This window comes from Clostridium aceticum (assembly GCF_001042715.1).
GTDB lineage: Bacteria > Bacillota > Clostridia > Peptostreptococcales > Natronincolaceae > Andreesenella > Andreesenella acetica.
Genome location: NZ_CP009687.1, coordinates 2,441,319 through 2,462,796 on the forward strand (window position 1 = coordinate 2,441,319; position 21,478 = coordinate 2,462,796).

A 21,478-nucleotide genomic window follows, 5' to 3' on the forward strand; every position below is an offset into this window, starting at 1 on the left:
CTCCTATGTGGACACCTCCTACATCTCCTATGAATCTGTTTTCATTTTATCAGCTAGATCATAGGCTTGAATAATCTTTTGTACTAGAGGGTGTCGAACAACATCTTTATCGGTTAAATAACAAAAGCCTACTTCTTTTATATCCTTTAGTATTGTGATAGCATGCTTTAATCCTGAAAACTTACCTCTAGGTAAGTCTATCTGTGTAATATCTCCTGTTACTACTGCTTTAGACCCAAAACCTAGTCGTGTTAAAAACATCTTCATTTGTTCTTTTGTGGTATTCTGTGCCTCATCTAGTATGATAAAAGAGTTATCTAATGTCCTTCCCCTCATATAAGCCAATGGAGCTACCTCTATTAAACCTCTTTCCATATATTTTTGAAATTTATCTCCTCCTAATATATCAAATAAGCTGTCATACAAGGGTCTAAGATAAGGGTCTACTTTATCCTTCAAATCCCCTGGTAAAAATCCTAAACTTTCTCCTGCCTCAACTGCTGGTCGTGTTAAAATAATTTTATTCACTTCTTCGTTTCTAAAAGCTTTTACTGCCATAGCAACCGCCAAATAGGTTTTTCCTGTTCCAGCTGGTCCCACACCAAAACTTAAATCCTTATGCTGAATTTCTTCTAAATATTGTTTTTGCCCTAATGTTTTAGGTTTTATAGGCTTTCCTTTAGCTGTGATTAAAAGGGCATCTCCTACAAGATCCTTAATCTTATCCTGATTACCCTCCAACATCATATTAATGATATAAGTCACATTTTGAATTGTCAGGCTCTCACCCTTTTTAACGACATTTTTCAACTCAACAATTAGTTTTTCTGCCAATCGAAGATTTTTTTCTTCTCCAATGAGGATAAGTTCTCCCTCTCTTGATATAATATCAATATTTATATGTTTTTTTATCAATTTGATATTCTCATCAAAATTCCCAAAAAGCTCTTTAATAAAGTGCATATCCTGTACAACCATTCTTCTTTGTTGTTGATTTTCCAAAGACTAGTCCTCCTCAACTTGTTCAAATTCTTCAATTTCTTGGATTTGTAATTTCTTTTGTTCACCAATTTCTTCTAAAACCTCAATAATTAAGTTGCCATGTAATGTATTGTTTTCAACAGTAAATTCTGTATTACTGCCAAGTATCCTAAGATCCTTAGGGATTTGTTCCACCAACTCCTCTATCAAAACTTCGTGCAAAGTATTTTTTGCTACTTCTATATCCACCTTCTCTGTAACTTCTATTGCCTCATAAATCTCTTCCGTTATAATTTCGACGGGGAGGCCTTTATTCCTCCATTGAATAGGCTTTTTTGAAGTTTTTTCAATGACATATGTTTCATAGGGATGGTCGCCTTTACTTAGAGCAAGCTCTAATTCTCCCAACTTGATGACTCTTCTTGTATACTTTTCTCCTGTTTTTTCTTTATTTACCTTCACCAATGGCGTGGTCTTTTCTATCTCATAATAGGTTCTTGCATACACCTCTCCATAAGCATGCAAATAGATAGCAGCCTCCATTCCTTCTCTTTGTATCAGTCCTGTAATAAGAAGATCTCCTTCTGCTACGATATCTCCCTTGTCAATCACTGCATCACCATTTCTAGCAATGACTCTTTCAATCACACCACTTTTTCTAGCTACTACATCACAAGGAGTATCCTTATCAATTTTGGGAGGTGGAGGTGTTTTTTCAACAACTTCTATCTTAGCATGTATACCATTGATTTCTATTCCAATCCAGGCTAAATCATGGATACTCAACAATGTGTTATTTTCAATTTCCCTTAGATCAATAGCATACCTATTTACTCCTGGTTTAAAGCCAATTTCCTCCAAAACCGTTAATATTTCTAAGCTAGATACCCTCTCATTGCCAGTCACGTCTATCACTAAAACAAAACTTGATACTACTAGCAATAGAATTAAAGAAAAAAATGCCCCCAATATAAGCATTTTTCTTTTCTTTACTTTACTAAACCAAAATGGATAGCCATTTTTTTCTGATATATATACTTTACAGCCTGCCCTTCTAGCAAGTTTACGTAGTGTTTTAAATCCCCTGATGCCTATTTTTGCCTCTAGGGTTGTATAATTGATTCTTTTAATATCCCACAAATAAACTTCTTTTGCAATACACATGTTAATAAATTTTTCTAAAGCTAATCCTTCTATTTTTATAATAACATAGCCTCTTAAATAATTCCATAGTTTCAGTATCAACAACTATATCACCCCTTAATCTGTAAATTCCACCTGCTGAATCTCTCCTATTATGATGATCTCCTCTAGAATAATATTTTTTATGAGCAAGTTTTTTCCAATGATCCTCAACACGCCACTTTTTGTATTGATTCTTATTCGATTACTGCTATATTCAATGATACCTTTATGATTTTCTATATAGATTTGGAGATTGCCTACCATAGTAATTTTAGGTATATCCAAAATAATATCTTTAGGCAGCTCTAAAATTTCCGCTAAACTTTTCTTGATCTCTTCATTTTTTTTCATTCGGCACACCTCCCCATATATTCAATTTTTATGCTTTATTGCTTTTATGTAGACCAAAAAAAAGATAGAAGATGTAGTATCATCTTCTATCTTCTTAAAGCTTTAGGTTTTCCTAATATCTCTGACATAATAATCCCTTGCAACAAAGTCTCTTCGTCAAAGGAAATTTCATGATTTAAAGGGCTTTCTTGAATCTCATCTTCGTAGATGTTTTTTTGTTTTGGCTTATTTCTATATTCTTTATTAGGTTTGCTTTCTTCTAATGTGTACTTTGTTTCCAAAACACTATCCTCTATATGCTGCTGATCATAGTCTACATATTCATAAGGGATATCCTCTTCAGGTGTAGAAGGCTGTTCCTTAAATACTTGATCAAAATCTCCTTTAAGCTCCTGCAAAAGCTCCCCTAATCTCCCTCTATTGTGTTGTCGGGTTGTGTCATTTTTTTGAGGGGTTGAGGACTTATTTGCCTTTTTATTGTTGCCAAAAATAGAGGTTATAACAGCAAAAATAACAAATATAATAATACTTTCCACAGCTGCATCACTTCCTTTTTAATATCGGCTGTGGTATCAGCCTTATTCCTGTTGCGTCTATGCTATTTTTTTAAGTCCTTCTTCTCAGTATCATCAGCTGGTCGATTGACCTTTGATATAGCTTCTCTCATATTGGTATCAGCTAAAACGTTCTTCATGTTATAGTAATCCATAACACCTAGTTTGCCGTCTTTTAAAGCTGAGGCCATCGCCCTTGGAACTTCTGCTTCTGCTTCTACAACCTTCGCTCTCATTTCCTCCACTGCCGCCTTCATTTCTTGTTCCTTTGCCACCGCCATAGCTCTTCTTTCCTCTGCCTTAGCTTGAGCAATACGCTTGTCAGCCTCTGCTTGGTCTGTCTGAAGCTGTGCACCTATATTTCTTCCAATATCTATATCAGCAATATCAATAGATAAAATTTCATAAGCAGTTCCTGCATCTAGACCTTTATGCAAAACAGTTCTAGAGATCAAATCTGGATTTTCCAAAACATCCTTATGGGTACCAGCTGAACCTACGGTAGTTACAATACCTTCCCCTACCCTAGCTATGATGGTTTCTTCTCCAGCCCCACCGACAAGTCTTTCGATATTGGCTCTTACAGTAACTCTAGCTTTAGCCATTACCTCTATACCATCTTTTGCAACAGCAGCAATCTTAGGGGTCTCAATTACCTTAGGATTAACACTCACCTGTACCGCCTGTAACACATCTCTACCAGCTAAATCAATAGCTGCTGCTCTTTCAAACTCTAGATTGATGTCTGCTCTTTGAGCAGCGATTAAAGCATCTGCTACCTTATTTACGTCTCCCCCTGCTAAATAGTGGGCCTCTAGTTTATCAATATTCAAATCCAAGCCTGCCTTATTAGCTTTGATCAAAGGATTTACAATTCGTATCGGCTGCACTCTTCTAAAACGCATCCCCACCAGTGTGAAGATTCCTATTTTTACTCCTGAAAAATACGCTGTAATCCATAATCCTACTGGTATAAAACTTAGCAGAATTGACAGCAAGATAAAAGCAACTGCTAGTAAAATAAGCAATGGAACAAATGCTGGCATACAAAATCCCTCCTAGTTAATTTTTTTTACAATGATTCTTCGACCTTCAACCTTCACTACCTTTACTTTGCTTCCTGCTTCAATAAAAGATCCTTCTGAAACTACATCCAACAACTCCCCTTGGATATCTATTGTTCCGGCTGGTCTTAACAAAGTAACTACAGTTCCCTCCATACCTTCATATTGATTATATCTACCGGTAGCACTATATCCCTGTTCTTTTTTCATTTGTGTACCTAGTATAATCCTATCAAAATGTTTGCTTCTAGGAGCATACTTTAAGATTAAAACAAAGGCGGCTATCGTCAAGACAAAAGATATAAGTAAAGAAACTATCGCACTAAATGGTGAGCTGGAGGCCATTACAATACTTATAATGATACAGATAATACCTCCTATTCCTGGAACACCAAAGCCAGGTGCAAAGGCTTCGATCAATAATAGTAAAAGTCCTACTAAAAATACCATTAGTACCGCCCATCCTGCATTACCAGCTAAAATGGCTCCACCAAAATACAGGGAAAAAGCTATAAAACTAACGGTTCCTCCTACACCAAATCCAGCGGTAAACACCTCTATTAATAAGCCTATAAAGCCTATTGTCAATAGCATCGGTGCTACATAAGCACTAGTCATAACCTGTGCTAATTTTACTCTGCCTGGTATAGGCATCACAACAATGTTTGCACCTTGAATCCCTACTGACTGCAGAATATCCTTATAATTTTCTTCTACATGGTCGGCAAATCCTATTTGTTTTGCCTGCTGAGTGGTTAAGTTCAGTAGCCTGTTTTCTTCAATGATATCGGGGATTTCAATGCTACTATCCGCCATAGAAGCTACTAGCTTAGGATCCCTTCCCTTTTCTTCTGCTACTGTTCTTAATAAACTAGTCCAGAAGGATAAAGATTTTTCGGTATTTGGCACTGGTTCAGCTGAACCTATGGTACTGCCAGGGGCCATAACAATAGTATCTGCAGAAATCGTCAACAGTACTCCTGCTGACTCCGCCTTTGTATTGACAAAGGAAATAGTTGGAAGACCAGCCGCCATTATGGCTTTGCTTATTTTTTCTGCAGAGTCAATTCTACCTCCATAGGTATCTATTTCAAGTATGATTGCTACTGCATTTGGATCTTCCTTTACAACACTTATATTGTCCCTTACATATTCATCTACTGCTGGCCCAATTTCTCCTTCTATTGGAATGACATAAACAGTATTTGCTGCCGTGGTTCCAATAGAAAAAAAGGGTAGGACTGAAAATACAAAAACAAAGATTAAGAAAGCAAGCCATCTTTTTCTCATTTTATCACCTCACCTTTTTTAAAAAACTATTATAAAATCATTATACCATTAATCACCTCATTATCATAATAGTTATCAAGAGATTATCCTATTCCCTTTTGTTGTTGATGTGTGTTTATAAAGCTAAATATATAAGCTATAATAAATATGCTACATCCGCTACGCCACAGGGAGAGTTCCTCAGGCACATAAAAGGCATAGGTGCCTGAAGAACCGTCAGACTGCATGAAAATTGTCACACTGAGTTGTAAAAATTTATTGCAACTTAATATATATATACGCTTCTTTGTCCATTCTAAACGATAAAATCTATTTAAAAAGCTGCTTGTATCTTAATACATGCAGCTACTGGATCTTTATTGTTGCTGTAATAGGGTAGTGATCAGAAGCTCTACTCTTTATTACATCATATTTAAGAGGCCTTAGATTTTTATGGGTAAAGATATAGTCAATCCTAGCAGATAATACTGGAAGGTCAAAAGTAGGCTCTTCATCTTTACCAGTTGCATAAGCTGCATCTATTAGTCTTTTACTGATGAGTTGAATTTCCTTACTTTTAGGCTTTGCATTGAAGTCTCCAACTAAAATAACATCATCTGAAATCGTATCCATATACTTCTCAATGGCATTTACTTGATTTTGACGCTCTTGTTGGTTTAATCCTAAGTGTGTTACAAGAAAGTTTATTTTTTTTCCCTTTACATCGATAACAGCAGTTAAAAGACCTCTTCTCTCCCTACCACTGGGCAAATGAAAATTTTCATAGGACTCTATTGGATATTTGCTAAGAATCCCATTGCCATACTTACCGCCTAATAAATTAACATTGTAACCATACACATATTCCATAGATAACTTCTCACTAAGGTATTTTATTTGATCTTCAAATCTTGATCGAACTACCCCGTTATCTAACTCCTGTAAGCCGATGATTTCAGCACCACTTTTTTTAATTACTTCAGCAATTTCGTCTAAGGAATATTTCCCAAATAAATTTCTTCCATGATGAATATTATAAGACATGATTTTCAATGTATTTACACTACCTCCATCTGACACATATTCCATCAGCATTACTTCAGATGCCATCTCAATCTCTTCTTCTTCCACTTCTTCTTCTACTTCTTCTATCTCAACAGGTATTCTTATGTTACCACTGGAAACAAAAATTAATTCATCAATCTCTTCTAAATCTGCAGCTTTATTGGTAATGTAAAATATATTTTTTCTTAATAGGGGAGTTTCTTTAGACAGATAATTTTCTAAAACAAAAAAATGAGTAAGCCTTTTTTCATGATTCACAGCTTCTAACGCTATTTTTCTGACATTTTTGGGAGTAATAACTTCTATATGAGAGACAACGCCTTCTTTTAAATACTTTATTCCCTTAATTTCATCGTCAGCAGAAGGGTTTATTTTTAAGGTGAATCCTAACAAAAAAAATAAGATGAGTATAAAAATGATGGGTATTTTTTTATTGATGATCACGGTATCTGTCCCCTCTTGAAAGTATAATATTTTGATAATTCTATTATAGCATAGGGGCAGAATATTTTATTTAATTGTTATATAAATAACGATTTGTAAATATTTCAAAATTTTTATGTATTGTTTACAATAAATAAACCCGGAATATATCCGGGTTATCTTTTTATTGTAATTGCTGTTTAACAATTTGATTAACTGTCTTGCCATCAGCTTTACCCTTTACTTTTGGTAGCACGGCAGCCATTACTTTTCCCATTTCCTTCACAGAGTTAGCACCTATTTCAGAAATAGTTTCCTTCACAATTTTGGTTACTTCTTCCTCTGACAGCTGTTGTGGTAAGTACTGTAGCAGAACACTTATTTCTCCCTGTGTTTGTTCAACGAGATCTTGTCTACCACCTTTTTCAAACTCTTCGACAGCATCTTTTCTTTGTTTCAGTTGTCTTGAAATAATTTCAATGACATCCTGCTCTTCGAGTTCTACTCTTTTATCCACTTCAACCTGTTTTATCTCAGACCTTATTAATGTAACTACATTTTTGCGAAGTTGATCTTTATTTTTCATGGCTTCTTTAAGATCATTCGTTAATCTTTCTTTGAGGGACATCCTTTTCACCTCTGCTTAAAATAAAATACTTAGAACTTTTTAGTGTTTTTTCTACGTGCAGCTTCAGCTTTTTTCTTACGCTTTACGCTTGGCTTTTCATAATGCTCTCTTTTTCTTACTTCAGACAATACCCCAGACTTAGCGCATTGTTTTTTGAATCTACGAAGCGCATTATCTAGCGATTCATTATCTCTAATTTTCACTTCTGACATTTTACTTCTCCCTCCCTCCGCGAGCACCCGCTGTGCTTGATGTATAGCAGCATAAATGCTATATTTGCAAGTGGGATTAATACAATACTTTGTTATTATACATTAAAAATAAAGTTGATGCAATATAAATTTTAACCTGGTGGCCATAACATTTGTCTTCCACCTAATAGATGGAAGTGAAGATGATCCACCGTCTGACCTCCTTGTTTCCCACAGTTATTTACTATTCTAAATCCTTCTTCTTTGATACCTAGTTCCTGTGATAATTTTTGTATCACTTTAAATATTTGAGGAAGAATTTCTTGTAAATCTTCTTCTGTAGCATGTGCCATAGATACAATATGTTTTTTTGGAATCACTAATACATGATTAGGAGCCGTCGGTTGAATATCTTTAAAAGCCACAACTTTATCATCTTCATATAAAATTGCAGCTGGTATTTCTCCCTTCACAATTTTGCAAAAGATGCACTCTGACATAATACACCTCCTTACACATTACCTTCATAATCTATTATTCAACAGAAAATAAAAAATTCCTTTAATTTTAAAAAAGTTTATATTTATAGAAGTTCTCCTATAATAAATTCTTTCTCGAAGGTTGCTAAAAAGACGTTTCTTAGTTCCCCCTCTAAACAATCCTCACTCTTTACTAGTACCTTTAAATAATTATCAGTAAAACCTTCTATATAACCTTGTATTTCTTTAGAAGCTGTTTCAAATAATACAGTCTTAACTCTACCAATAAACTGTTGATAATAATTATTCTGCATTTGATTTCCCAGAGTAATTAACTTTTCGCTTCTTAAATGTTTTGTCTTTCCTTCTACCTGTTCTTTAAACTCTGCTGCAGGAGTACCTTTTCTGGGGGAGTATTTAAAAACATGAAGGCTACTGAAGGCCATTTCTTCTACAAATTCATAGGTTTGCTGAAAGTCTTCCTCTGTTTCTCCTGGAAAACCTACGATAATATCTGTTGTCAAAGCCACCTGCGGATATACCTGACGGATTTTCTTAACAATCTCTCTATACTCTCCAGTAGTATATTTTCTATTCATACCCTTTAAAATTTTATCACATCCACTTTGCAGAGACAAATGAAAATGCTCACAAATCTTAGATAAACTAGAAAGCTGTTGTAAAAAATCCTCTGTAAAGAGGGTAGGTTCTAGAGAGCTTAGTCGTATTCTTTCTAATCCACTTATGGCATTGACTTCTTTTAATAAATCTATGAAGGCATCTTCGTCTTTAAAATCTTTTCCATAGGAGGCTACATGTATACCTGTTAAAACCACTTCTTTAAAGCCGTTTGCTGTCAGTTCTTTGATTTCTTCGATCACTTCTGCTTTTTTTCTACTTCTAATGGGACCTCTTGCATAGGGAATAATACAATAAGCACAATATTGATTACAACCTTCTTGTATTTTCAAAAAGGCTCTTGTTTTTTCTTTTACATCCCTGATGGACATTTCTTCGAACTCTTTCACCTTCATAATATCATCAACCATATTGATTTTTTCATCAGGGTCACAGTGTTCTACTAAATCAACAATTTTACTTCTATCATTGGTGCCAATAACAATATTTACCCCCTCCACCTCCAGAACTTCCTCTGGAGCAGTTTGGGCATAACAACCTACAACCCCGATAATGGCATCAGGATTGCCCCTTTTTACCTTGCGAATAAACTGTCTTGATTTTTTATCGCCAACATTGGTTACAGTACATGTATTGATCACATATACATCTGCTGCTTGAGTATCAGCTACAATTTCATAGCCTGCCTTTTCAAACAGCTCACTCATAGCCTGGGTTTCATATTGATTGACTTTACAACCTAAAGTATGAAAAGCTACTTTTTTCACAAACTAACCTCCTAAATCTCCTAACTCGTACATCATTATGCTTAACACTGTAAAACCAGCGGTTTCTGTCCTTAAGATTCTAGGGCCTAAAGTAACCGAATGGACATTTTTATCTTTCACTAAATCTATTTCCCCTTCTTCAAAACCACCCTCTGGCCCAATCCATATACCTATTTTTTTGATATTTTTTGTATCCAAAGAGGTCAGTAATCCTTTGATTCCTTGTACCACTTCTCTTTCATAGGCAATCATATTTAAGTCATTTTCTTGAGCCTGTTGCAGAGCTTCTTTTAAAGAAATAGGGGACTCAACGTGAGGAATTCTCCCCCGCTTACTTTGCTTAGCGGCTTCAATGGCAATCTTCTGCCATCTATCCACTTTTTTTTCTTTATCTTTATCATCTTTAAATTGAACCACTGTTCTATTAGTAATAATAGGAACAATCGATTTAATACCCATTTCCGTTGTTTTTTGGATAATTAGCTCCATTTTAGTAGCCTTGGGTATAGATTGATAAAGGATCACTTCGATAGGTGCTTCGGTTTTCAATGGCATTTGGTCTTCAATAGACAAAAGAACCTCTTGTTTGGATATGTTTTTTATTTTTCCTATATACTCATACTTCTCTCCATCACAAACCTCCAGCAAATCTCCTGTCGATAACCTTAAAACCTTTGAAATATGTTTTACATCTTCTCCTACAATAGTAATTTCTTTCGTAGGCAGGTGAACATCAGCAGCAGTCACAAAAAACCTATTCATGCTTTTCACCTGGCACTTTTGAAACGATAGCTGCCCACTCTCCCATGGTCTCTACCTTTAAAATCTCTAAGCCCACAGAAGTTAAATTTTCCTTCACAACATCAATTCTATCTAAGATAATCCCTGAAGCAATAAATATACCCTCTTCCACTAAGAAACTTTTGATATCTTTACTTAAAATCATAATGATCTCTGCAATGATGTTAGCCACAACAACATCTGCCTTCTCACTAACAACCTCCATAAGGTTCCCTCTTCGAATACTTACGATATCCTCAACCTCATTCAGTTTCGCGTTGTTTGCTGTTGCATCCACCGCTACTTCATCTATATCTACTGCCACGACTTTTTGAGCCCCTAGCTTTGCCGCTGTAATAGCTAGAATTCCACTACCGCAGCCAATATCAAAAACAGTTGTGTGGTTTTTTACATGGTTTTCTAACTCCATCACACACATCATGGTGGTTTCATGGGTACCTGTTCCAAAAGCCATTCCTGGGTCCATTTCGATGACCAATTCGCCCTGTTGCTTTTCATAGTTCTCCCATGTTGGTTTAATCACAATATTTTTACCAAGTCTTGTCGTCTTATAATACTTTTTCCAAGAATGACTCCAATCCTCTTCATGCACCTCTAGGGTGGTTACTTCTCCTATACCAATGTCTAAACCATACTCTGGCAGCAATGCCACCAGCTGGCGAACTTCTTCTATTTTATCTATTAATTCAGGGGTTTCTGGCAGGTAACCCTTCACAATTGCACCTTCATAATGATTTTGGAAGATAGATTCATCCACATAATCCCATAAATTTTCATCCTTATCCAGGAAGTTAAAATCATTAGGATCTTCTATCACAACACCAGCTACTCCAGCATCATACAGGATATTAGAAACTGCCTCCACTGCTTCTGTCGTAGTTTTTATTGAAACCTCAACCCATTCCATCCTATCACATCCTTAAATAATATCCCATTATACTAATGGTATTATACCCAGTATTTCTCAAAATACCGTTCTTCATTAAGAAATTTTTTTCTTCGCTGAGCTTATGTAGCATATCATTTCCTATTCAGTTATCATAAGCGTTAACTTAATACAATTATTTCCAAAGTTCTGTCGAACTGTCTTCCTGAGGGTAGTGAAGGATCTTGGAATAACAATGACAAATTATGATTTAAGTTAACGCTAATGATTCAGTTATAATAAAATCACTCTAAAATAGAGTGATTTTATTACAATATGTTATTACTGCACACCAAATACATCTTTTACCTTGTCAAAAAATGACTTTCTATTTTGATGTATTTCTTCTCCACTTTCAGCTGCAAATTGCTTTAACATGTCTTTTTGTTTTTCTGTTAAGTTTTTAGGGGTTTCTACAACAACCTTTACATATTGATCCCCTTTACCATAGCCTTTAGGATTTTGAATACCCTTTCCTCGCAAACGGAAAATAGTACCACTTTGCGTACCCTCAGGGATCTTGTATTTTACTTTTCCTTCTAGCGTAGGCACCTCTAACTCTTCGCCTAAAGCCGCCTGCACAAAAGTAATAGGTATTTCACATAAAACATTGTAGCCATCCCTTTCAAAAATCTTATGGGGCAATACTCTTAAAATTACATATAAATCGCCATAAGGTCCACCCTTTAGCCCAGGTTCCCCCTCGCCACGCAGAGGTATAATAGATCCATTATCAACACCGGCTGGGATTTTAACTTTGATCTTTTTACGTTTTCTTTCCTTACCCTTCCCATTACATGTGGAACAAGGAGTTTCGATAATCTGCCCATCTCCTCCACACTGGTCACAGGCCTTTACATTAACAATTTGCCCTAAAGGTGTTCTTTGTACATAGCGTACCTCACCTGTTCCTTTACAATGAGGACATGTCTTTTTAGAAGTTCCTGGTTTAGCACCACTACCATTACAGGTCTGACAATTTTCATATTTATGAAATTCCACTGTCTTTTCTGTACCAAAGGCAGCTTCTTCAAAGCTGATACTTTGCTCATACTTTATATCGGCACCCTTCTGAGGACCACTTCGTCGCCTTGAAGAAAAACCCCCTCCAAACATGTCAAAGATATCACCAAAAATATCTTCAAAGCCACCGAAACCAGCATGACCATCAAAACCGCCACCAGCACCATTCATACCAGCATGCCCAAATTGATCATAACGTTGTTTTTTCTCAGGAGAACTCAATACCTCATAAGCTTCATTCAATTCCTTGAACTTTTCTTCCGCTACTTTATCTCCGGGATTTTTATCGGGATGATACTTCATAGCTAATTTTCGGTAGGACCTTTTTATCTCTTCAGGACTGGTATTTTTATCTACGCCCAGCACTTCATAGTAATCTCTTTTACTCACCTTACCACCGCCTTTCACTATATTTATTATAGGATGATAGGCTTTTAACCATAAATCATATTATATTGCAGTTTACAGATTTAATCAACTGATTTTATCAAGTTATTAAGTATGAGGACACCTCAAGGTGTCCTCATTAGATCTATTTGTTTTCATCATCCTTAACTTCTTCATACTCTGCATCTACTACATTTTCATCCTTTTGCTCACCAGCACCAGTGCCTTCGCCTTGCTGAGCTTCTTGTGCTTGTTGATACATCTGCTGAGAAATGGCATGGAAAGCATTGTTTAAGTCCTCAATAGTCTTCTTCATTTCTTCAACATCATCAGATTCTAAGGCTTTTTTAAGCTTCTCTATCTCTGCTTTTACCTTATCTTCATCTTCTTTATTGATTTTGCCTTCCATCTCTTTTAAGGTTTTCTCGGTTTGATAAATTAATGTGTCTGCTTGATTGCGAACCTCTACTTTTTCCTTACGCTTTTTATCTTCTTCTGCAAATTGTTCAGCTTCTTTCACCTTTGCTTCAATATCTGTATCTGAAAGATTGGTAGAAGCTGTAATAGTAATCTTTTGTTCTTTACCAGTACCTAAGTCCTTAGCAGAAACATTTACAATACCATTGGCATCTATATCAAAAGTTACTTCGATTTGAGGAACACCTCTTGGGGCTGGTGGAATACCAGACAACTCAAATCTTCCCATAGTGATATTGTCAGCAGCCATCTGTCTTTCCCCTTGAAGCACATGTATATCTACCGCTGGCTGATTATCAGCTGCAGTGGAGAAGGTTTGGCTCTTCTTCGTAGGTATGGTTGTATTTCTTTCAATAAGTTTTGTAAATACACCACCTAAAGTTTCAATACCTAAGGATAATGGTGTTACGTCTAGTAATAGAACATCCTTTACTTCTCCTGTCAATACCCCAGCTTGAATAGCAGCACCGATAGCCACACATTCATCAGGATTAATACCTTTATGAGGATCTTTACCTGTAATCTTCTTTACTGCCTCTTGGACTGCTGGAATTCTAGTAGAACCTCCAACTAAAATTACTTTATCTAATTCTTGTGGTGAAAGCCCTGCATCATCTAAAGACTTTCTCATAGGCTCTAGTGTTTTTTCTACTAAATGAGCAGATATTTCTTCAAATTTTGATCTTGTTAAGTCCATGTTTAAATGCTTTGGTCCAGTATTGGTGGCAGTAATAAAAGGTAGATTTATATTAGTGCTCATAGTGCTGGAAAGTTCTTTTTTTGCCTTTTCAGCTGCTTCCTTCAGACGTTGTAAAGACATTTTATCTTGTCTTAAATCGATACCTTCTTGCTTTTTAAATTCTTCTGCAATATAGTCCATAACCACTTGGTCAAAGTCGTCCCCACCTAGATGATTGTTTCCATGGGTTGCTAATACCTCAAAAACCCCATCCCCTAGTTCTAGAATAGATACGTCAAAAGTACCTCCACCTAAGTCATATACTAATATCTTTTGTTGTTGATCTGTCTTATCCAATCCATAGGCTAGAGAAGCTGCTGTAGGCTCATTGATAATTCTTTGTACATTTAAGCCTGCAATTTTCCCAGCATCCTTTGTCGCTTGTCTTTGACTATCTGTAAAATATGCTGGTACGGTTATAACAGCATCTGTTACCGTTTGTCCTAAGTAGCTTTCAGCATCTGCCTTTAGCTTTTGCAGAATCATAGCAGATATATCCTGTGGTGTATAGGCCTTTCCATCAATATCTACTTTGTGATCTGTTCCCATATGTCTTTTAATCGATAAAATTGTTTTATCTGGATTCGTAATAGCCTGTCTTTTTGCAGGCTCTCCTACAATTCTTTCGCCATCTTTACCAAATGCAACAATGGAGGGTGTTGTACGGTTTCCTTCAGAATTTGGTATAACAACTGGTTCTCCTCCTTCTAATACTGATACGCATGAGTTAGTTGTACCTAAGTCTATACCTATTACTTTACTCATTTTTGTTTCCTCCTTCTAAATTTATCATTATATATAATTATTGATAACACGCTTTACTGAGCTACCTTCACCATAGCAGGTCTTAAAACCTTACCGTGGATTGTGTAGCCTTTTTGGAATACTTCTATCACTTCATCAGATTCAGCCTCAGCCTCTTCCCTCATCACTGCATGGTGCAGGTTCATATCAAAAGGTTTATGGAGGGCCTCAATTTCCTCTATACCGTGGTTTTTCAAGGTATCCTTCATTTGCTTTAGTACTAGCTCTATACCTTCATAAACAGGGTTTCCCTTGCTATCTTCGGTTTGGGAATCTAAAGCTCTCTCTAAATTATCAATGCTGCTTAAAAGCTCCAATGCCAATTTTTCATTAGCATAAAGATAGATATCACTTTTTTCTTTTTCAACTCTCTTTTTATAGTTTGTAAATTCCGCTTGAAGTCTTAACATTCTGTCATAATGATCTTTGCTTTCCTCTTCTTTTTCTTCAAGCTTCTTTTTCCACATGGCTATCTCATCACCTGTCCTTTGTGTTTCCATTTCATCTTGTACCGCTTCTAAATCGCTATGTATTTCTTCATAGATTTCTTCCTGCTGATTTTCTGTATTTTCCACAACTTCTTCTGAATTTACCTTCACTTTGTCCTCTGCCAAAGTTCTTCACCTACCCTTTTAGTTCATCTTTTAACCCTTTCTATATAAAAAACAAAGATAGAGTGCAAAATGCTATAGCACTTCGCACTGGTATTTTTATCTATATCTTGTTCTTAACAATTCATTTATATACTGACTAATTTGATTCATCACCCCAACCACATTGGAATAATCCATCCTAGTAGGTCCAATGACACTGAGTCTTCCAACAATCACACCATCAATTTTATAGGTAGCAGTTACTAAGCTGCATTCTTTAGCCTCTTGATAAATATTTTCACTGCCAATAGATATATTGATGCCGTCTTCTCTTGAAGCAGAGATAATATTACTGATGGTCTGTTTTTCTTCTAGCATCGTCAAAAAGGATTTTGCCTTAAAGACATCATTAAACTCTGGAAAGTTGAAAATATTCGTAGTACCGCTTAAAAACAACTCTGCATCCTCAATCCTGTCTAGAGCGCTAAAAATCTTTGGTACAACAGACTCAATAATACTATTGAATTCAGAAAGCTCTGTTCTTAAAAGTTCTAACATCTGATTTTCTATATCATTGATGGTCATACCTTGAAGCTTCTGATTTAATAAATTTGACACTTTTTCTAGCTGATCATGCTGAATACCTTCTTTAACACTTACCAAAGGGTTTTTGATAATGCCTGTGTCTGTTACCATAACAGCGATAATATTTTGTTGGTCTATTGGTACCAGTTGAACATGCTTTATTTTGTTTTCTTTGATTTGCGGTGTTAAAACTGCCGATGTATAGTTTGTAAGCTGTGAAATAATCTTTGAACTATACTGTAGTAGTTGCTCTACTTCCCCAAACTTCTTTAACAGGTTGTTTTGAATATTTTTCCTCTGAAGATCTGCAACCATTTTTATTTCCATTAAATTATCCACATATAGACGATAGCCTTTATCAGAAGGAATACGACCTGCAGATGTATGGGGCTGCATTAAATAACCCAGTTCTTCTAAATCTGACATTTCATTTCTGATGGTGGCAGGGCTAACACCCAGACTATACTTTTTGGACAAGGTCCTAGAACCCACAGGCTCTGCTGTTTGAATATAATCATGAATGATGGCCTGTAATATTTTTATTTTTCTATTGTTTAAATCCATCATATCACCTCAAATTATTAGCACTCTATCACATTGAGTGCTAATGATTCTGTTTTTAAAATATCATTTCATTTTATATTTGTCAAGACCTTTACAGAAATTTTTGTTAATCTAATAGCATCTCCTGAAAAACCATATTTGCTAGATCTATTCCTTTTGTAGTCAGTTTGATATGATCATCATTATAGATAATTAACTGCTGTTTTTTTAATTTTTCTAAAGTCTTGCCATATACTTCAAAGGGCGATTCTCCGAAACGTTTCTTAAAGTCCCCTATTGCTATTCCCTCCATCATCCTAAGACCCAAGAACATGGTTTCACTGATTTCATCTCTAACAGATAATAAGGTGCTGTTTTCCACTGGCTTTGTATTTTCTGTTACCTTCCTTATATACACTTCAACTTCTTTGCAATTATAAAATCTTTTTTCATGGAAGTAAGAATGTGCCGCTGCCCCAAAACCTAAGTATTGTTGATTTTTCCAGTAGGTAATGTTATGCTTGCATAAATGATTGGGTTTTGCAAAGTTGGAGATCTCATAATGAAGGTATCCTTGATGTTTTAAGTAACTGATGACATCATGATACATTTGGAGCTCCACCTCTTCTTGGAGTTTATGTATTTTTCCCTCCTCCATCCATGCTTCAAAAGGAGTATCCTCTTCAATGATCAGACTATAGGCAGAAATATGCGGCACCTGCAAGTCTACTACTTTCTTTAAGGAAGCATGCCACTCCCCCATGGTTTGATTAGGCAGTCCGAACATTAGATCTACATTGATATTGTTAAATCCCACTTTTCTAGCCTCATCAAGGTTTTTTTCAAAGTCTTGGTAGCGATGGATTCTTCCCAAGTTTCTCAGAAGATGATCCTGACATGCCTGCAACCCCATACTTAATCTATTTATACCGCTGTGATAGTAACTTTTCAGTTTCTCTATATTCAGCAAACCGGGATTTGCTTCTATAGAAACTTCCACTTCCTTCGATAGGCTATAATACTTATATAGGGTTGACGTAATTTCCTCTAACTGTTGTCCCTGTAGAACTGACGGCGTCCCTCCTCCTATAAAAACTGTCTGTATTTCGTAAGCAGCTGCTTGATCAGCATATAGCTCTATTTCTTTTTTTAACGCCTTTACGTAGACTTCTATTAAATTTTCTTTGTCAGCATAAGATGGAAAATCGCAATAATAACACTTTTTCTGACAAAAGGGTATGTGAATATATATACTTAAGGGTTTCAATACGCAAGCCTCCTTATTATAGATGTGCGCTTCTAAAGTTAAATTTTAATATACACGGTCTACGGTTTCGCCTCAAAACCGCGGGCTGCAAATGTAGCCCTTAGTATATTAAAATTTAGGGGCGCACATCTATATAGCAGCCTATAAACAAAACTAGTAAGCCCCGATACTGGAGATTACTAGTTTGTTTTATGAATCAAGTTTAGCTATCCAATTTCAATACCGACATAAAAGCTTTTTGTGGCACCTCTACACTACCCACTTGACGCATTCTCTTCTTACCTTCTTTTTGTTTCTCCAACAACTTTTTCTTTCTAGTAATATCTCCACCATAGCACTTGGCTAATACATCTTTTCTAAGGGCCCTTATGGTCTCTCTAGCAATAATTTTTTGTCCTATAGAAGCTTGTATAGGTACAGGGAACTGATGTCTTGGAATTTCATCCTTTAATTTTTCACACATTGCTTTTCCTCTAGGATAGGCTTTACTTTCATGAACAATAAAAGACAAGGCATCCACCTGTTCTGCATTAATCAAAATATCTAATTTTACAAGTTTAGCCTCTCTATATCCGATAAATTCATAATCTAAAGAACCATAACCCTTGGTCTTAGATTTGAGGGCATCAAAAAAGTCATAAATCACTTCATTTAATGGAAGCTCATAGTGAAGAATCACCCTTGTTTCCTCAATATATTCCATATTTTTCATTTCTCCACGACGCTCCTGACATAGTTCCATTACAGTCCCTACATAGGTGTTGGGTACCATAATATTGGCTTTGACTATAGGTTCCTCCATTTTTGAGATTTCTTGAGGTTTTGGAAGATTTGCAGGATTTTGTATCATCACTACTTCTCCGTCGGTTTTGGTAATTCTATAAATAACACTTGGAGCGGTTGTCACTAGGTCCAGATTAAACTCTCTTTCTAGTCTTTCCTGTATGATCTCCATATGCAGTAAACCTAAAAATCCACATCTAAATCCAAAACCTAAAGCAGCTGAAGTTTCCGGTTCGTAAACTAAAGCAGCATCATTTACCTGTAGTTTTTCTAGGGCATCTCTTACATCTTCATATTTTTCTCCTTCTGCAGGATAAATACCACAGTAAACCATAGGGGTAACTTTCCTATATCCTGGCAGGGGATTTTCTGTAGGATTTGCAGCGTCTGTAATGGTATCCCCTACACGACAATTCCTCACTTCTTTGATGCTAGCTGCTACATAGCCGACATCTCCAGCCTTTAATTCTCCCAGTTGAACAGGTCCTGGTGAATATACACCTACTTCTGTTACTTCAAAGCTTTTACCTGTAGCCATCATCTTAATTTTCATACCTTTTTTAAGAGTACCTTCCACCACACGAATATAGGCAACAACACCCTTATAATTATCATAATAAGAATCAAAAATCAATGCCTTTAGAGGTGCTTCTGCTGATCCTGTAGGTGCTGGCACCTTGGCTACAATAGCCTCTAGCACATCTATAATGTTGATACCCTCTTTTGCAGAGATCAATGGTGCATCATGGGCCTCTAGACCAATAACATCCTCTATTTCCTTTTTGATTTCATCGGGTCTGGCACTAGGTAAATCAATTTTATTGATCACCGGTACAATTTCTAAATTTTGTTCTAAGGCTAAATATACATTTGCTAAAGTCTGTGCTTCAGTTCCTTGAGCAGCATCTACTACTAAGATTGCCCCCTCGCAAGCAGCTAAACTTCTAGAAACCTCATAAGTAAAGTCTACATGCCCAGGTGTATCAATCAAGTTTAAATAATATTCTTCTCCATCCAAGGCTTTATACACTAATCGAATACTTTGGAGCTTGATGGTAATACCACGTTCTCTTTCTAGTTCCATGTTGTCCAATACTTGTTCCTGCATTTCTCTCTCGCTTATTAGACCAGTACTTTCGATCAGTCTATCAGCCAAGGTAGATTTTCCATGATCTATATGGGCAATAATGGAGAAATTTCGAATCTTTTTTTGTCTATCGCTTGGCATTTATGTATTCCTCCTTTAACTTCACAAATCCATAACTTTATAAATTATATCATACTATGTTTATGGTTGGTAGCTATTCTAGGTTGTATTTGAAAAAAAATGTCGGTATACCCCGACATTTCCTATTTTTTCCACAAACCTATGTAGCTGTTGTAATATTCTATAATATCCTTCTTCTACAAACACAGTAACCCTGTCTATAGATTCATTTTTGATATAAATAGATTCTCCCACAATATAAAGCACAGTGTATTGCTCCTGCACCTCGTAACCTAACACCTTTGTTTCATCTAAAGCCATCATTTCCCTCAGCGCATAGTCTACTGCTAAAATCCCTGTCACTAAAAAAACTAGAATCAATATTAAGATTAGTAGTAGTTGTTTCTTTTTCTTTTTATACTTTAATTTTTCCTCTACTCTACTCATCTACATCACCATTGGTATTGTAGACACTTTTATTATTTTATAAACCTATTCTTTCATATGTTCTAATGCCTCTGCCAATACTTCTCCTAAATAAACCGCTGTTCTTTTGGCTTCTTCAATGGTATTTGCATTACTTCCTACCTCAATTAAAGCTGTATAATCTGTTAAAAATTGATTAAATCTACCATAGGGTTTTACTAAAATATGTTTACTAAAACCAGGATACTTACTATCACTAACCGCCTTTATATAAGTAGCAAAGGTTTCTACCTGTCTGCGATTAGGAGTTTCTGGTCCGATAACAAATTGAAACCTAGTGGTTGTTTCATTATTGATAGTAGTTCTGTTATTTGCAATAAGTGCCTCCCTATTTGGGTTTGTTTCGATATGATCATATCCATCTCTGTGAATATCAAAAACTACCTTGATGGATGGATTTTCTTTTAGTATTCTTTCAGCAGTTTGCAATGACCTGCTGTAGGAGCCACTATAGGAAGGATAGTCATGATAAGTAGTATCATGAATAACGTTGAATCCCCTTCGTTCTAATTCCTTTGTAAGAATCTCTCCTATAGTAATAACAGAATATTCCTTTCTGAGGGTATGGTAATTCCCCTCTGAAGCTGGCTTATAGGATTCTGTACCATGGGTATGATAAATTAAAATGTGGGGTTTCCCCTCTTCAAATTTTATTTGCTTAGGCTTTTCTGCATCGATAGATAAGTTGCTGGTATTTAAACTATCTACAATATCCTCTTCGCCAACTAAATAGATACCTTCCCATAACTCCCCTAGATCATCTTTATCGTGATTTTCAGTACTATCTTCAGGCAGTGTCCCTGCCGCTATAGCATCCTCCGTATCTTCTACAAAAAATATATCTCTTGTTGGATCTTCAGGAGTTTTAGGTTCTTCTTTTGCTACCTCTATATCTTGGGTAAGACTAGCAGGAAACTGGGCTTGTACAAAGGTAATTGGATTTCTAAAATCAACAAAAAATATATTATGTACAAAGGAGGAATACAAATTGTCTATATAACTACTAAGACTTATTTTCTCTTGAGAATTACTTATGGGAAATACTTGGTGTATAGCATGTACTAAAAGTTTATTTTGTGAAGATGAATCTTTTTCCTGCTCTGTTCTTGGTTCTTCCCTCATGGTCATTGATATTTCAGCAAAAGAATTTTTATTTAAAATCATTTTTCCAAAGAAAAATAAAATCGCTAAAATCAGTATCAATATAATCATATTTTGATAGTTTCTTAAAATACCTGTTTTTTTCTTCATCATATTAAGCA

General features: G+C 35.7%; 21 protein-coding genes. All 21 read right to left on the reverse strand.

The annotated features are described in order from the left end of the window. Positions 1-27: 27 nt before the first annotated feature. Positions 28-978 carry a PhoH family protein gene (locus CACET_RS11465; protein WP_044826296.1) on the reverse strand — a complete coding sequence of 317 codons (951 nt, stop codon included), beginning with the start codon at positions 976-978 and terminating at the stop codon, positions 28-30. A 27-nt stretch (positions 979-1,005) separates the two neighbouring features. Then, on the reverse strand, positions 1,006-2,229 hold the full coding sequence (yqfD, locus tag CACET_RS11470) for a sporulation protein YqfD (protein ID WP_044826269.1): 1,224 nt from the start codon (positions 2,227-2,229) through the stop codon (positions 1,006-1,008). Between the two features lie 12 nt (positions 2,230-2,241). After that, complete coding sequence (gene yqfC / locus CACET_RS11475; protein ID WP_044826268.1) at positions 2,242-2,517, reverse strand: sporulation protein YqfC; 276 nt, start codon at positions 2,515-2,517, stop codon at positions 2,242-2,244. An 86-nt stretch (positions 2,518-2,603) separates the two neighbouring features. After that, positions 2,604-3,053 carry a hypothetical protein gene (locus CACET_RS11480; protein ID WP_044826267.1) on the reverse strand — a complete coding sequence of 150 codons (450 nt, stop codon included), beginning with the start codon at positions 3,051-3,053 and terminating at the stop codon, positions 2,604-2,606. Between the two features lie 62 nt (positions 3,054-3,115). Then, positions 3,116-4,117: a flotillin-like protein FloA gene (gene floA, locus CACET_RS11485; RefSeq protein ID WP_044826266.1), complete on the reverse strand. Its 1,002-nt coding sequence runs from the start codon at positions 4,115-4,117 to the stop codon at positions 3,116-3,118. Positions 4,118-4,129: 12 nt separating this feature from the next. After that, complete coding sequence (locus CACET_RS11490) at positions 4,130-5,425, reverse strand: NfeD family protein (RefSeq protein ID WP_044826265.1); 1,296 nt, start codon at positions 5,423-5,425, stop codon at positions 4,130-4,132. Positions 5,426-5,770: 345 nt separating this feature from the next. Then, positions 5,771-6,913, reverse strand: coding sequence for an endonuclease/exonuclease/phosphatase family protein (locus CACET_RS19495; RefSeq protein ID WP_052661567.1), 1,143 nt, complete (start codon positions 6,911-6,913; stop codon positions 5,771-5,773). Positions 6,914-7,076: 163 nt separating this feature from the next. Continuing rightward, on the reverse strand, positions 7,077-7,520 hold the full coding sequence (locus CACET_RS11500; protein ID WP_044826264.1) for a GatB/YqeY domain-containing protein: 444 nt from the start codon (positions 7,518-7,520) through the stop codon (positions 7,077-7,079). 29 nt (positions 7,521-7,549) lie between these two features. After that, positions 7,550-7,732, reverse strand: a complete 183-nt coding sequence (gene rpsU, locus CACET_RS11505; protein WP_044826263.1) for a 30S ribosomal protein S21 — start codon at positions 7,730-7,732, stop codon at positions 7,550-7,552. Positions 7,733-7,863: 131 nt separating this feature from the next. After that, positions 7,864-8,211 (reverse strand): histidine triad nucleotide-binding protein, encoded by a 348-nt coding sequence (locus CACET_RS11510; protein ID WP_044826262.1) that lies wholly within the window; start codon positions 8,209-8,211, stop codon positions 7,864-7,866. 83 nt (positions 8,212-8,294) lie between these two features. Next, entirely contained in the window at positions 8,295-9,596 is a 1,302-nt protein-coding gene (gene mtaB, locus CACET_RS11515) for a tRNA (N(6)-L-threonylcarbamoyladenosine(37)-C(2))-methylthiotransferase MtaB (RefSeq protein WP_044826261.1), read from the reverse strand. 3 nt (positions 9,597-9,599) lie between these two features. Further along, positions 9,600-10,358, reverse strand: coding sequence for a 16S rRNA (uracil(1498)-N(3))-methyltransferase (locus tag CACET_RS11520; RefSeq protein ID WP_044826260.1), 759 nt, complete (start codon positions 10,356-10,358; stop codon positions 9,600-9,602). Then, a complete protein-coding gene (gene prmA, locus CACET_RS11525) occupies positions 10,351-11,304 on the reverse strand; it encodes a 50S ribosomal protein L11 methyltransferase (RefSeq protein ID WP_044826259.1) in 954 nt (317 codons plus the stop codon). Before prmA ends, CACET_RS11520 begins: the two co-directional genes overlap by 8 nt. Positions 11,305-11,604: 300 nt before the next feature. Then, a complete protein-coding gene (dnaJ, locus tag CACET_RS11530; protein WP_044826258.1) occupies positions 11,605-12,735 on the reverse strand; it encodes a molecular chaperone DnaJ in 1,131 nt (376 codons plus the stop codon). A gap of 142 nt (positions 12,736-12,877) precedes the next feature. Next, positions 12,878-14,713, reverse strand: coding sequence for a molecular chaperone DnaK (gene dnaK / locus CACET_RS11535; RefSeq protein ID WP_044826257.1), 1,836 nt, complete (start codon positions 14,711-14,713; stop codon positions 12,878-12,880). Positions 14,714-14,766: 53 nt separating this feature from the next. Then, positions 14,767-15,366, reverse strand: coding sequence for a nucleotide exchange factor GrpE (gene grpE / locus CACET_RS11540; protein WP_044826256.1), 600 nt, complete (start codon positions 15,364-15,366; stop codon positions 14,767-14,769). A 96-nt stretch (positions 15,367-15,462) separates the two neighbouring features. Beyond that, positions 15,463-16,497, reverse strand: a complete 1,035-nt coding sequence (gene hrcA / locus CACET_RS11545; protein WP_242849907.1) for a heat-inducible transcriptional repressor HrcA — start codon at positions 16,495-16,497, stop codon at positions 15,463-15,465. Positions 16,498-16,600: 103 nt separating this feature from the next. Beyond that, a complete protein-coding gene (gene hemW / locus CACET_RS11550; RefSeq protein WP_044826254.1) occupies positions 16,601-17,740 on the reverse strand; it encodes a radical SAM family heme chaperone HemW in 1,140 nt (379 codons plus the stop codon). A gap of 202 nt (positions 17,741-17,942) precedes the next feature. Beyond that, the gene (lepA, locus tag CACET_RS11555) at positions 17,943-19,751 is read right to left on the reverse strand and encodes a translation elongation factor 4 (protein ID WP_044826253.1); all 1,809 of its coding nucleotides are present in this window, start codon (positions 19,749-19,751) and stop codon (positions 17,943-17,945) included. 78 nt (positions 19,752-19,829) lie between these two features. Then, positions 19,830-20,177 (reverse strand): hypothetical protein, encoded by a 348-nt coding sequence (locus CACET_RS11560; RefSeq protein WP_044826252.1) that lies wholly within the window; start codon positions 20,175-20,177, stop codon positions 19,830-19,832. 45 nt (positions 20,178-20,222) lie between these two features. Next, positions 20,223-21,470, reverse strand: a complete 1,248-nt coding sequence (gene spoIIP, locus CACET_RS11565) for a stage II sporulation protein P (RefSeq protein ID WP_044826251.1) — start codon at positions 21,468-21,470, stop codon at positions 20,223-20,225. Positions 21,471-21,478 lie beyond the last annotated feature (8 nt).

Coding starts and splice junctions, on each gene's coding strand:
- dnaK (WP_044826257.1), bottom strand. CDS start 14,713: ATGAGTAAAGTAATAGGTATAGACTTAGGTACAACTAACTCATGCGTA.
- floA (WP_044826266.1), bottom strand. CDS start 4,117: ATGCCAGCATTTGTTCCATTGCTTATTTTACTAGCAGTTGCTTTTATC.
- CACET_RS11560 (WP_044826252.1), bottom strand. CDS start 20,177: ATGAGTAGAGTAGAGGAAAAATTAAAGTATAAAAAGAAAAAGAAACAA.
- yqfC (WP_044826268.1), bottom strand. CDS start 2,517: ATGAAAAAAAATGAAGAGATCAAGAAAAGTTTAGCGGAAATTTTAGAG.
- CACET_RS11510 (WP_044826262.1), bottom strand. CDS start 8,211: ATGTCAGAGTGCATCTTTTGCAAAATTGTGAAGGGAGAAATACCAGCT.
- CACET_RS11490 (WP_044826265.1), bottom strand. CDS start 5,425: ATGAGAAAAAGATGGCTTGCTTTCTTAATCTTTGTTTTTGTATTTTCA.
- prmA (WP_044826259.1), bottom strand. CDS start 11,304: ATGGAATGGGTTGAGGTTTCAATAAAAACTACGACAGAAGCAGTGGAG.
- lepA (WP_044826253.1), bottom strand. CDS start 19,751: ATGCCAAGCGATAGACAAAAAAAGATTCGAAATTTCTCCATTATTGCC.
- hrcA (WP_242849907.1), bottom strand. CDS start 16,497: ATGATGGATTTAAACAATAGAAAAATAAAAATATTACAGGCCATCATT.
- CACET_RS11500 (WP_044826264.1), bottom strand. CDS start 7,520: ATGTCCCTCAAAGAAAGATTAACGAATGATCTTAAAGAAGCCATGAAA.
- CACET_RS11465 (WP_044826296.1), bottom strand. CDS start 978: ATGGTTGTACAGGATATGCACTTTATTAAAGAGCTTTTTGGGAATTTT.
- rpsU (WP_044826263.1), bottom strand. CDS start 7,732: ATGTCAGAAGTGAAAATTAGAGATAATGAATCGCTAGATAATGCGCTT.
- spoIIP (WP_044826251.1), bottom strand. CDS start 21,470: ATGATGAAGAAAAAAACAGGTATTTTAAGAAACTATCAAAATATGATT.
- CACET_RS11520 (WP_044826260.1), bottom strand. CDS start 10,358: ATGAATAGGTTTTTTGTGACTGCTGCTGATGTTCACCTGCCTACGAAA.